Origin of the sequence: Bacillus sp. FJAT-25509, from assembly GCF_001420605.1 — a bacterium.
Taxonomy (GTDB): Bacteria; Bacillota; Bacilli; order Bacillales; family Bacillaceae_G; genus Gottfriedia.
On the sequence record NZ_LJIZ01000003.1, the window covers coordinates 620,035 to 632,672 of the forward strand.

Sequence of the window (12,638 nt, forward strand, 5' to 3'; positions counted from 1 at the left end):
TTTCCTCCTAAATTACTTCTCTCTATTTTTTTGTAGCTTCAACGATCCATACAAAATCATTATATTGTTCGAATTTCACATCAAAACCATTTTTTTCAAAATGTGAACGAACAACTGGGATTAATGGATAATATTCTCTAATTAAATCATCTCTTAGATTGATATAATTTGCATTTTCAGCTTTTGTAATTTCATTTTTATATTCGTTTTCTGTTAAAAACATTGTATCTGCAAATACGATTTTCCCATTTGTGTTCAATAATGAGCTATATATTTTAATAGCTTCATATTTTTCTTGATCAGTTAAATGATGAAAAACGTATGAACTTACAATTGTATCGATCCCGGCCTGTGGTTTTGGAAAATCAATTAAATCTCCGTCGTGAATCGTAATATTCTCGCCCAATTTCTTTGAGGCAATAATTCTCATCTCAGGAGATGGCTCGATTGGAAATACAGTTTTTCCTTTATCAAGAAGTAACTTTGTTAAATTCCCTGTACCAATTCCAAATTCGAGAACGCTATTTCCACTTCTATTAACAATTTCATTCAGTATTTCATCATAACGTCGAAATGCTTCTTTATATTCTGGGTCATGGCCTTGAACAAAAGAATCGTAACTATCTGCCCAACCAGTAAAAACGTCTAAAAACTCTCTACCCATTTATCTCACCTTTGATGTTTGAAATATTAATGCTTGTTCTAGGTCTTCGATTAAATCTTCTAAATCTTCTAGACCAACCGATAATCGAATTAATTCATCAGAAATTCCGGATGCAATTCGTTTTTCTCTTGGGATTGAAGCATGCGTCATTTTTGAAGGAATCCCTACAAGACTTTCAACCGCTCCTAAACTTTCAGCTAATGTAAACCACTTTAATTTACCTACGAATTCTTCTGGATCTAAACCTTCTTTTAATTCAAAAGATAACATGCCACCAAATCCACTGCTTTGTTGTTTTGCTAATTCATGGTTTGGATGTGTCGATAATCCAGGATAGAAAACTTTATTTACATTTGGATGATTCGATAAGAACGTCACAATTTCATGCGTATTTCTTTCATGTTCTTCCATTCTAATTCCAAGTGTTTTAATACCACGTTGTAATAACCAGCTATCGTTTGGCCCTAAAACTCCACCAATCGAGTTTTGATAAAATGCTAAATCTTCAGCTAATTCTTCTTTATTCGTTACAACAACTCCAGCTACTACGTCACTATGTCCTCCAAGGTATTTAGTTCCACTATGAACGACGATATCAGCACCTAGTGTAAGTGGTTGTTGCCAGTATGGAGTAGCAAAAGTATTATCAACAATCGTTAATAAGTCATATTCATTTGCAAGTTTTGCAATTGCTTTAATATCAGTAATTTTTAATAATGGATTACTAGGTGACTCAATAAAAATTGCTTTTGTATTTGGTGAAATAACATTTTCAACTAAAGTAATATTACTTGTATCAACAAATGTAGCTGTTATGCCTAAATTTGATAACACTCTTGTAAGTAATCGGTAAGTACCACCATAAACATCATCACCGACTACGATATGGTCACCAGTCTTGAATAAACTAAACACAGTATGAATAGCTGCCATTCCTGATGCAAATGCAAATCCTGCAACACCGTGTTCAATATCTTTCATCAACTCTTCAAGAGCATGTCGTGTCGGATTGCCTGTTCTGGAATATTCAAATCCTCTATGTTTACCAACAGCATCTTGTTTATACGTACTAGTTTGATAAATCGGAACACTAACCGCACCAGTTGTTTCATCTCTACTAATTCCCCCGTGTATTAACGCCGTCTTTTTCTTCATATTTTATCCCTCACTATATATGTTTTTACTTAAGTATCTTTCACTACTATCTGGGAAAATCGTTACGATTGTACTCCCTGGTTTTGCTTTATTTGCTTCTAATAAACTTGCATATAACACAGCTCCTGAGGAACTTCCTACTAAAAGTCCTTCTTTCGTTGCTAGTTCTTTGACTAAACGAAATGCGTCTGTATCAAGTACTGTATGAATAGCATCAAATAATTTTGTATCTACAAAGGCAGGAATAAATTCCATTCCAATTCCTTCTGTATCATGTGAACCTGGCTTTCCACCATTTAAGATTGATCCTTCTGGTTCAACAATCACTGTTTTTACATTTTGTAATTTATCTTTTAAATACTGGGCTGTACCAGTAAATGTTCCTCCACTACCAGCTCCAGCAACAAATACATCTATTTTTCCATCTAGTTGGTCAACTAATTCAGGACCTAATGTTTTGTAATAGGTTCTTGGATTTGCTTCATTACTAAATTGTGATGGTACAAATGAATTCGGTATTTCTTTTGAGAGCTCATTCGCTTTTTTAATTGCACCTGTCATTCCATCTTCTGTAGGTGTGTTCACAATTTTTGCTCCAAGTGCTTTCATCAATGTTTGTTTTTCAATACTGAATTTTTCAGGAACAACAAATAGAACATTTACACCATATTTTATAGCTGCTAGTGCTAAACCAATTCCTGTATTTCCGGCGGTTGGTTCAATGACTGTACCACCTTTTTCTAATTTACCTTCGTTAAGTGCACTTTCTAATAATTCCATTCCAAGTCGATCTTTTACACTTCCACCTGGGTTACAGAATTCTAATTTTGCAAATAGTCTTGTTCCTTTTGGTAAAGGGAATGTTGTAATTTCAAGCAATGGTGTTGATCCGATCAGCTCGTGTACTGATTTTACAACTTTCATAATTTCAAGCTCCTTTATGTCACAAAAAGGTTAGTTTCTTCCAATCCATTATATGCAACATGGGTAAAATTGAATGTTGTCTTAATACCAACTATTCTTATTGGTATTATAAGATATTAATTTTAAATGCGCAATAAAAAAGTACTTTTATCCTAAAATAAAAGTACTTTTTCACTGTTTCAAATCGTATGCGTTGGGTTAAGAAAAGAACATCGTTACAAAAATGATTGAGAAAATAATACTGATTGCATCTGCAATTAAACCTACTTTTAATGCATCACCCATTTTACGAATTCCTACCGCTCCAAAATACACCGTTAAAACATATAGCGTTGTATCTGTACTGCCTTGCATAGTCGAAGCTAACCTTCCGATAAATGAATCCGGTCCATATGTTTTAATTAAATCCGAAGTAATCCCTAAAGCGGCCGAACCAGAAATAGGTCGAATAATTGCTAGCGGAAAAACTTCTGCCGGAATACCTAATGAACTTAATAATGGACGCATAAGTTCTACACAAAACTCTAGAGCACCTGACGCTCTAAAGATCGAGATCGATACTAGCATCCCTACTAAAAATGGAATTAATTGCACTGCAATTGTTACACCCTCTTTTCCACCTTCAACAAAAGATTCATACGTAGGCACCTTTTTCCAAGTTCCATGTATTAAAATGACAGCGATAATAAATGGAATAATATAAAGTGAAATAGTATTCATATATCCCATTTATTTTCTCCCCTTTCGATTTCGCCTACTTGCAAAAAAACTATTTACCGCGAGTCCCCCAATAAATGAAACGATCTGTGCAAGGATTGTAACACCTACTATTTCGGTCGGATTTGCAGAATGATAAGACATTCTAACTCCGATCACTGTTGTAGGAATTAAAGTGATTGCACTTGTATTTAAAGTTAAAAATGTAATCATGTCATCACTTGCTTCAATACTATTTCTATTTAACACTTTTAGTTGTTCCATCGCCTTTATACCTAATGGTGTTGCGGCATTTCCTAAACCGAATAAATTGGCGACCATATTTGACATAATATAACCTAGTGCCGGATGGTCTTTAGGGATTCTCGGAAATAGGAAAGATAGGAATGGTTGAAATAATTTCGAAAGAATTTTTAATAATCCAGATTCTTCTGCTATTCGCATTAAACCTAACCAAAAAACAAGCACACTAACTAGTCCAATAATAATGGTAATTGCTTGCTTTCCTCCGTCAAATACTGCTTTATTTACTTCATCCATGGTGCCATTAATCATTGCAAAAACAAAACCAATTATTGTAAGAGCAACCCAAATGATATTAACCATCAGAGTGCTCTCCCATTAAGTTTAATAGAACTTGTTTCCCATTTTGGATTATTTCTTTTGTAAATATTTTGACCTTACTATCGCTATAAAATATATTTCTAAATCCAATTTGTTCACCTTCTAGTTCGATAATCGCTTTACCAACAATTGCATCATTAGCAATTTTTTTCTTGGTCGGCTTTTGCATTTCAATCGTGATTCTTACTTGATCACGCTCTTTTTTATCTAAAGGATAAGAGAAGTCATTTTTCATATAAACATGTCCTTTATATTTTTTATCTGTGACTTCTTTAATTCCTCCTTTACTTAAAACTTTCGTTAAAGGATAGTTACTGAAACCATATTCGAATAGTGACATATGATCTTGCCAATCTTGCCCATCATTTAGTGTTACGACAATTAAATCCATTCCGTTTTTTGAAGCAGTTGATACGAGTGTTCTTTTTGCTTTTTTAGTAAATCCAGTTTTACCTCCAGTACTATACTTGTACATGAAAGTAAGCAATTTGTTTTTATTCTTCCAAACATAATCCCAAGATTCTGCCGTATTTGGGGCACGGTGTACTTTTGTACCTGCAATTTTTGCATATTTAGGATTTTCCATAGCGTATCTCGTTAATAACGCCATATCATAAGCAGATGAGTAATGCTCTTTTCCTTGCTGATCAAGTCCTGATGGATTGCTAAAATATGTATTACTCATTCCGATTTCTTTTGCTTTTTCGTTCATCATATAAACAAATCCTTCGATGCTACCACCTACAGCCTCGGCAATTGCATTAGCCGCATCATTCCCAGACCTAAGCATTAAACCATAAACTAAATCTTCAAGTTTAATTTTTTGTCCTGGTTTTAAATAAATGGATGATCCTTCTGTTTGCACTGCCCTTGAACTAATTGTTATCGTGTTTTGCATTTTACCGGACTCTACAGCGAGTATTGCAGTCATTATTTTTGTTATGCTGGCGATTCTTTCAGAGTCATGCATTGCTTTACCATACAAGATTCGTCCAGTTTTTTGATCCATCAAAACTGCATTTCTAGCACTAACTCCTCCAAATGCTTTAACATTATTCGTCGGAATAATAATTCCGATTAAAAATAAGCCAATGATTCCGATTACTAGCCATTTTTTCATCTTTCGCATCAACTCCACAGTTAGTCCTAATTAGTACAAGTTTACGAATTACATTATAAAAAAATGACTTTTTTTTTAAGAAAAAAGTGCTGAACTTGTTCAGATATACAACCTGAGCAATTCCAGCACCTACTATTTTACGCTTATTAATAAAATGGTTGCCATTTTAATTGACTAGCATAATCATATCGATAATTTACATCTGGCCAATTAACAATGTTCCAAAAATTTGTAATGTATGCGTCTTTATCAAATTTATACTGCAAATAATAAGCATGCTCCCAAACGTCCAAAACTAGCAATGGAATTGTATCCCATTGAGTAAAGAATTGATGTTTTTCAGTTTGAAGAATCTCCAACCGATTCGCTCTTGGAACCCAAACTAAAATCGCCCAACCGACACCTTCCACTTTTTTAGCAGCCTGTGTAAAATGCTCTTTAAAGGCTTCATAACTTCCGAAGTCATCTTCAATTTGTTTTAAAAAAGCCCCATGAGGTTGCCCTCCACCTGATTTACTTAAATTATTCCAAAATATCGTATGCAAATAATGACCAGACCCATGAAATGCAAGCTCTCTTTCCCAATGCTTTAATAAATCGTATGCCTTATTCTTTCTTGCCTTTTCTAATTCAATCTCAGCTTTATTTAAACCATCTACATAACTTTTATGGTGCTTATCATGATGTAGCATCATAATTTCTTTTGATATATATGGCTCGAGTGCATTATATGGGTATGGTAAAGGCGGGAGCTCGTGCTTACCAATCCCCACTCTCTCTTCGACTTCTATTACCCGATACGCATAGCTATCATCATATTCCTCTTCATTTAAAATTGAAATTAATCGTTCTTGGATATCATCCACATCCATACTAATTTCATCTAAAAAGGAATTTTGATCTACATAATGACCTTTTGTCCCCATTCTGTTTAACAATAGTTTAACTTTATATTCTAATAGTTCTTTTTCTTGAATATGGTCAAATCTTTCAGACAGCAACTGTAATACATTCGCACACCAGATTTCTACCTCCTGAAAGTAAGTGACGAGTTCAGATTGATTTAACATCATACACCTCCATCAGAGAAAATAAATTTCTCTTCTACTTTCCATTGTATGATATTAAATTTATAGCTATTACCGGTATTCATGCGATTCACGCGATTAATGGAATTAACGTATTTAAGATGTTAATTCCGCATCCTCTTATATAAAATGATTAGTTAAGTTTTTCTAAAACGGTCTGATTTTCTGAGTAAAACTCCATTTTTAATGAGATCACTTTTTCCAATTCATAAACAATCATCATTAAACTAGCTCTAGTCTCAAACTCATCTCTTGATTCAGGTAATGGCATCTTTCTAAAATCATTCATCATATGACTAAATTCCCCTAATAATTCAATCCCTGTAGATTTTTCTTTTAAATAAACACCTGTGTCCTCAAAAAATTCTGCGATAATTTTTGAATGCGGATAATTTAACGCAACCTTTTTTAATAATGGGATGATTTGATTCGATATGATTTCGAATTGACGTTCTCTCATTTCAAAATAATTAATATAATATAAGTTTGATTTTACAAAACTATTTTCAACTTGCCTGTAAGCTAATGATTTCGCCGTTTGTAAAAGGTTTTTTGTTTCATAAATTAATTCATTTTGTGAATCTTCATCCTTACCCTTCATTTTTAAAGCAATTCCTAGAAGTAACATTTTAAAATTTTGCTCGATTTTCTTTTGAGATTCAATCATCTTCTTCTCAATACTTGGCATATATGTATTCATTATTAAAGCAATTAAGATCCCAACTGCTAAAATTTCAACTTGATTAATTAAGAAAGATATTGATTTATTGTTACTCACATAAATTTGCAAAACGATCACTGAGCTTGGTATGATTCCTTCTTGTAACTTCAATGTGACTAATAAGGGTATAGTTAAAAGAAAATAAATGACAACTGTTAATGGGGTATAGCTTAAAAATTCAAACATCATCCATCCAATTAACATTGCAATAACTGATGCAACAAATCTTTGAATTGCAACAATAAATGATCTGCGTTTTGTATTTTGAATACTTAATAGCGTGACGACAGCAGCAGTACTGTAATTTTGTAAATGTAGAGCTTCTGCGATTAATAGAGATATACCACTTCCGATTGCTGTTTTGATTGTCCTTTGTCCAATTGAATACATTTGTTTCATTTTAAGTCCTCTTCTCTTACAAAGAAATTTCTATAGTATTGTAACGTATCTTAGATAAAAATTACTAGATATATCCATTTTTTTGAGTTTTATACAAAATGAAAAGACTAGAAAATTTCTAGTCTTTTTCTCTTAACGATATTATTTACATTTAACTATTTTCTAATTACTGTTTGTATTGTTGCATCAGTTTTGTTGAATAATCTGTTTCATAATACTCAAGTTCTTCTCGCATTTGTTGAAAAACTTTTTCTAAAGACGAAAATAGGTCTTGAAGAGTACCAGGTACAGCTTTATAAAATGTAATTGCTTGATTACCTGTGTATGCTGCACGACTATTTTCATACCATGCATCGTTTTTAGGAGAGAAGAATTCAGCGATACATCTGTGATAAATTTTATGTAAAGTATCTTCAGCTGTTGCTTTATGGAACTGTCCACTTAAAATTTTCTCACAAACTTCTTTAGCATCCTCACAATATACTGTAATTCTACGTAATGAAGAGAGTATTTTTTCTAAGTAGTTAGTATCCACTGATTGATTTTCATGTTGAAATGACGGTAAAGAATTCCTATTTAAAAACAAATTACACTCTAGACCAACAATCCCTAATTGATTACCTACAATTTTTAATTGATGCTCTACCATCTTATTCGACATTTTTTTCCCTCCGTTAAATTAGATCGATATTTCTATTTTATTTGAATTTTGCTTAATACTTCTCGCATATCCAACCAATTTATCAAAATCAACACCTTGTAGCTCTTTTACAAATTGATCTATTTCATTAATATATATTCGCTTTCTTCCACGATAATCAGGATTTTTAATAATTAGCGCAAGTGCCACTAAATCACGAAAATCGACTGATTGATCACCATTTTCATATAATCTAGTTGTTTTTAAATCACTTAGTTCGGAAAGTTGTTCTTCAAAAAAGCGAACATATAAGACAGAAGTTACAATTTTTTGACCATTATATTCATATTCAACTTCGGAACGATTAAAAAAGTCTTCTGAAGTATTTGATTGAGCCTTTACTAATTCATACCCATGACAATTATAAATTAACAATTCTTTCACCCTCCAAGATTTCCATAGTATTAGTTTAACATAGGATACATAAAGATTTGCAGAATTTTTTAACTAATCTTGTTTTTCAAATTTGCTAAAAAATAAATCTGCTTCTTCTTCAACCTCTTCCATTTTTAAATCTTGTGGGAGTGGAGGTAATTCTTTAATGTTTTTTAGGCCAAAATAATCTAAAAACTCAGAAGTAGTACCGTATAAAATTGCACGTCCAGTACCTTCAGCCCGTCCAACTTCTTTAATTAAATATTTCGAGACAAGCGTTTGAATTGGTTTTTCAGTCTTAACTCCACGAATATCTTCAATTTCTGTCCTCGTAATTGGTTGTTGATATGCAACAATCGCTAAAGTTTCTAATGCTGCTTGTGACAGCGAAGAGTTCGATGGGCTTTCAACTAATTTTTTGAAAAACTCACCATGTTCCCTCTTTGAAGTAAGTTTATATCTGTTAGCTAGAATTCTAATTTGTAAGCCTCTGTTAGGATTTTCATATTCTTTTTTAAGATTCTCCATTAATTCTAGAACTTCGGTTTGACCTAATTCTAAAGTCTCAGATAGCTCGACAATCGAAATTCCTTCATCGCCAGCTACAAATAAAAGTCCTTCTAGAACTCCTACTAAATTTTTTTCCTGTTCCATTACAAGTACACCTCAGCTTGCTTATCTTCAAAAACCTCACGTGATGTAAGAAAAATTTCTGAAAAGTTTTGTTCCTGTTCTACTACAATGTCTTTTGTTTTCATTAACTCCAATATTGCTAAAAAAGTAACTACAATACTTTCTTTATCATTATGTGGAAATAAACTGATGAAATTAGTTCTCTTTTTAATACTTTTTAAGTAGGTAATAATTTCATCCATCCTTTTTTCGATCGATATTTCTTCACGAACAATTTTAGTTTGAAGTGGTTCTTGTAGCTTTTTACGTTTAAATAGCTTTTGAAGTGCACCAAACATATCGTAAATTGTTACATCAGTTGGCATGACAATATCTTCTGGTCTCGGTCCATATTCGGACAAATCAACTGGATTTCGAGTAAAAATCATCGCCCGTTCTGATTCTTTTTCCTGAAATACGATCGCCGCTTCCTTAAATTGCTTATATATAATTAATCGATTCATTAATTCTTCTCTAGGGTCTTCTTCAAGTATTGCATCCCAATCAGCTTGTTCTTCATGATTAGGTAAAATACTTTTACTTTTCATCGCAAGTAATTCAGCTGCCATCACTAAATATTCACTTGCAATATCCAATTCTAATTCTTTCATTGTATGAATATATGAAACATATTGATCTGTTATTTCAGATACAGGTATATCATAAATATCAATTTCAAATCGTTGAATTAAATGAAGTAATAAATCTAATGGCCCTTCAAATGCATCAATTTTAACTTCATATTGCTTCACAAACTACTCACCAACTTACTTTAAAATAAAAATATACTCTATAACAGTATAAAGTATTATTTCATAAAACTATATAACAGAAAAGGATTTTTCAACGATGAAGTTACTTTGTTCCTAAATTTTTAGTTTTACGCCTATACCATTTTCTAAAATTTTTCATAAGATATCAGTGCAAGAAGAATTATATTTTTGGTAAGGAGGTTATTTCATGAGTAAAGGTGTTTCTCCAGAGTTCGGCGGTTTCGGCCACGGCAGAGGCTTTGCTTTAATCGTAGTATTATTTATTTTATTAATCATCGTTGGATGTGCTTTCGTCTGTTAATTTAACCCCGTGAATAAACAAAACGTGAAAGTCTAGACATTGCTCTAGGCTTTCTTCTTTTTAAATTTTTCCATTTCTGATAAAATTTTAGTAATAAAGAGGTGAAAAACTTGGTCCATTACAATAAAAACGAGCGGTACATAAAATATTTATGTCATTTCCATTTTGATCAAGATTTTTTTGAATGTCATGAAATTCTTGAGGAACAATGGAAACTTGAATTAAATCATCATTATAAAAAGGTCTGGTTAGGTTTAATCAGATTATCGGTAGTGTTATATCATTATAGAAGAAGAAACTTTACTGGTGCTAAAAAATTATTTCGACACGTAATTACCTTTTCAAATGATTCTAATTTATTGGAAATGGCTGGAATTGATCAATTGCGCTTTCAACAAATCATATCAAATTTACAGTTAAATCTTCAAAATGAAACGGAATATCACCATTTTGACCTCCCATTAAATGACCAAGAATTGATTGAAAGATATCAAAATCAAAAAGAATATTACTCGTCTTTTACGGAAGATTTAATTAATAAACATTCTACAAGAGATCGAACAGATGTCATTTCAGAAAGATTAAAGCAATTAGAATTACGAAGAAAAGTTTAGAGGAAAGGTGCTCAAAAAATTGGGCACCTTTTTTCTGTGTTTCGAAATAGAAGTTGAATCGTACTTACCCATGACTGGTTTATGAGTAAGCAAAGTGCAAATTGTTGTTTCATTCATACTCATAACCGGCCTATGAGTATGTAAAATCGCATGAAGTTTAAAAAACCTTACTCTTGAATGGTTCATGGAACCATTTTTTCTACAGTGTAAAAAAAGTGCTCAAAAAATTGAGCACTTTTTCTATAATACTTTCAAACTAACATGACAATGTTCAATGAATGAAGCTACTTCTTGCGTTGTTACGATTGTATAGTCTGTATACTGAGATCGAATCGCATCGTAAAGTGAAGTTGCAATACCTTGATTTCGGAATGAAGGGTTTACACTTAAATGTTTAATCATAATAACCTTATCTGGTAGAAGTTGTATTCCAATAATCCCAACAATATCGTCTAATTTCCAAAGGAACAAATGATTATCATCTTTAGTTTCATAATCTTTAATCGTATTTACTAAGCTCTTCACATTCTTTTCATTCGGCATAAACGAAAGCAGGCCCATTGCAATTTTCTCATATGTTTTCTTATACCTAATTAACATGTTAACCCCTCTTAAAAATTATTAAAACTCTAATTATCTTCTAAACCAATACATAATATATGATTGATTATCCCTCTATAGTACGATAAATATAAAAATACGTTCCAAATATATCAATATTTCAAATATATAATTCTCACATTTTTCTGTCAAGTCAGAAAACCGGAGAGATGGAAAAACGGGATATATGGTATAGGTGAGAATTTAAACTGATTTAGAGTACTAGTCATGTATTTTTCCTGCCCATCCAACCTTATAGGCTTTTGTCACCAATTAGATAAATTTGAATACAGTAAATTTTAGTTAGAGTTATATAAAAGGGTGATCATTATGAGGTTGGATTTAGATTATTCATCACCAAATATTCAATATACTTATGATATAAATAAAAATCATGCATTTGTAAAGGACAGTCAAAACTTTATCAATCAATTAAGTGTTAATGATTTGAATACTTTGGATAATTTGTCTTTATTGGATATATCTTTAAGTGCAAATAATGTTGTAGAGCCACATTATCATCAAAATTCATCAGAATTAGTCTATTGTATTTCTGGTGCAGCAGTTGTATCAATCTTAAATCCTTATACAAAGCAACTATTAAATTTCCCAATTACTCCTGGTCAAGTTGCAAACGTACCACAAGGCTGGTGGCATTATGAAATTGCAACTGTTGACAATACTCACTTATTAGCAATATTTAATGCACCTTCCCCAGACGTAATTTTATTCTCTGATTTAATGAAATTTACACCTTCAAATATTGTCTCACATACTTACTGTCTTGATGAAAACCAATGGAAAACAGCAACTGCAAATTTACAACCTTCTATATTTATAGGACCACCAAGAAATTGTAATCGACAAGTTCAAAACGAGCATGAATTTTCAAATCAGCACAATCAAAATTATTATCCAAACTCCTATTACAACCAGAATTATTATCAACAGCGTTTTTAATTGCAAGATCAAGTGAGACCAGTTAGTGCAATTAAAAAATCCAATACTGCAATTAAATTTGGCAAATCTACAATTAAAAAGTTATATCTGCAATTAAAACTTAAAAAACTGCAAATAAGACTATGAAACATGTGGAAATAGATTATGAGAACCAAGAAAATAGAAGAAATAACATGAAATCGCATGTGAAACAATAAAAACTAAACATATTTCAAAAAAAACCAAAATAAA

The 12,638-nt window shown here is 31.9% G+C and carries 16 protein-coding genes; 3 read left to right on the top strand and 13 right to left on the bottom strand.

Annotated elements, in window-relative coordinates; genetic code table 11:
• Positions 1 to 22 precede the first annotated feature (22 nt).
• From AN960_RS03360 to AN960_RS03415, 12 genes are all read right to left on the bottom strand, one after another.
• Positions 23 to 664, bottom strand: coding sequence for a class I SAM-dependent DNA methyltransferase (locus tag AN960_RS03360; protein ID WP_056466817.1), 642 nt, complete (start codon positions 662 to 664; stop codon positions 23 to 25).
• Positions 665 to 1,819 (bottom strand): bifunctional cystathionine gamma-lyase/homocysteine desulfhydrase, encoded by a 1,155-nt coding sequence (locus AN960_RS03365; RefSeq protein ID WP_056466820.1) that lies wholly within the window; start codon positions 1,817 to 1,819, stop codon positions 665 to 667.
• A 3-nt stretch (positions 1,820 to 1,822) separates the two neighbouring features.
• Complete coding sequence (locus AN960_RS03370; RefSeq protein ID WP_056466825.1) at positions 1,823 to 2,743, bottom strand: PLP-dependent cysteine synthase family protein; 921 nt, start codon at positions 2,741 to 2,743, stop codon at positions 1,823 to 1,825.
• Between the two features lie 198 nt (positions 2,744 to 2,941).
• Entirely contained in the window at positions 2,942 to 3,472 is a 531-nt protein-coding gene (locus AN960_RS03375) for a spore maturation protein (protein ID WP_056466828.1), read from the bottom strand.
• Positions 3,473 to 4,066, bottom strand: coding sequence for a nucleoside recognition domain-containing protein (locus tag AN960_RS03380; RefSeq protein ID WP_056466830.1), 594 nt, complete (start codon positions 4,064 to 4,066; stop codon positions 3,473 to 3,475).
• Complete coding sequence (locus AN960_RS03385; protein ID WP_390311474.1) at positions 4,059 to 5,204, bottom strand: serine hydrolase; 1,146 nt, start codon at positions 5,202 to 5,204, stop codon at positions 4,059 to 4,061. The genes AN960_RS03380 and AN960_RS03385 overlap by 8 nt, the downstream gene beginning before the upstream one ends.
• A gap of 146 nt (positions 5,205 to 5,350) precedes the next feature.
• Entirely contained in the window at positions 5,351 to 6,274 is a 924-nt protein-coding gene (locus AN960_RS03390) for a superoxide dismutase (protein WP_056466835.1), read from the bottom strand.
• A gap of 151 nt (positions 6,275 to 6,425) precedes the next feature.
• Complete coding sequence (locus AN960_RS03395; protein WP_056466838.1) at positions 6,426 to 7,412, bottom strand: aromatic acid exporter family protein; 987 nt, start codon at positions 7,410 to 7,412, stop codon at positions 6,426 to 6,428.
• A 166-nt stretch (positions 7,413 to 7,578) separates the two neighbouring features.
• Positions 7,579 to 8,073 (bottom strand): DUF3907 family protein, encoded by a 495-nt coding sequence (locus AN960_RS03400; protein ID WP_056466841.1) that lies wholly within the window; start codon positions 8,071 to 8,073, stop codon positions 7,579 to 7,581.
• 18 nt (positions 8,074 to 8,091) lie between these two features.
• Positions 8,092 to 8,487, bottom strand: a complete 396-nt coding sequence (locus AN960_RS03405; RefSeq protein ID WP_056466844.1) for a hypothetical protein — start codon at positions 8,485 to 8,487, stop codon at positions 8,092 to 8,094.
• A gap of 72 nt (positions 8,488 to 8,559) precedes the next feature.
• Positions 8,560 to 9,141, bottom strand: a complete 582-nt coding sequence (scpB, locus tag AN960_RS03410; RefSeq protein ID WP_056466845.1) for an SMC-Scp complex subunit ScpB — start codon at positions 9,139 to 9,141, stop codon at positions 8,560 to 8,562.
• Positions 9,141 to 9,911, bottom strand: a complete 771-nt coding sequence (locus AN960_RS03415) for a segregation/condensation protein A (RefSeq protein ID WP_056466848.1) — start codon at positions 9,909 to 9,911, stop codon at positions 9,141 to 9,143. Before AN960_RS03415 ends, scpB begins: the two co-directional genes overlap by 1 nt.
• Before the next feature lie 208 nt (positions 9,912 to 10,119).
• Here AN960_RS03415 and AN960_RS23875 point away from each other — a divergent pair, with 208 nt between their 5' ends.
• Together AN960_RS23875 and AN960_RS03420 are read left to right on the top strand one after the other, a co-directional pair.
• Complete coding sequence (locus AN960_RS23875; RefSeq protein WP_082459343.1) at positions 10,120 to 10,233, top strand: YjcZ family sporulation protein; 114 nt, start codon at positions 10,120 to 10,122, stop codon at positions 10,231 to 10,233.
• Positions 10,234 to 10,343: 110 nt separating this feature from the next.
• Positions 10,344 to 10,847 carry a DUF309 domain-containing protein gene (locus AN960_RS03420; RefSeq protein WP_056466854.1) on the top strand — a complete coding sequence of 168 codons (504 nt, stop codon included), beginning with the start codon at positions 10,344 to 10,346 and terminating at the stop codon, positions 10,845 to 10,847.
• Positions 10,848 to 11,087: 240 nt separating this feature from the next.
• Here the strand turns inward: AN960_RS03420 and AN960_RS03425 are convergent, their stop codons facing one another.
• Positions 11,088 to 11,447 carry a GNAT family N-acetyltransferase gene (locus AN960_RS03425; RefSeq protein WP_025672354.1) on the bottom strand — a complete coding sequence of 120 codons (360 nt, stop codon included), beginning with the start codon at positions 11,445 to 11,447 and terminating at the stop codon, positions 11,088 to 11,090.
• 330 nt (positions 11,448 to 11,777) lie between these two features.
• On the opposite strand from AN960_RS03425, the gene AN960_RS03430 reads away from it, so the two are divergent.
• Entirely contained in the window at positions 11,778 to 12,407 is a 630-nt protein-coding gene (locus AN960_RS03430; protein WP_056466857.1) for a cupin domain-containing protein, read from the top strand.
• Positions 12,408 to 12,638: the final 231 nt, after the last annotated feature.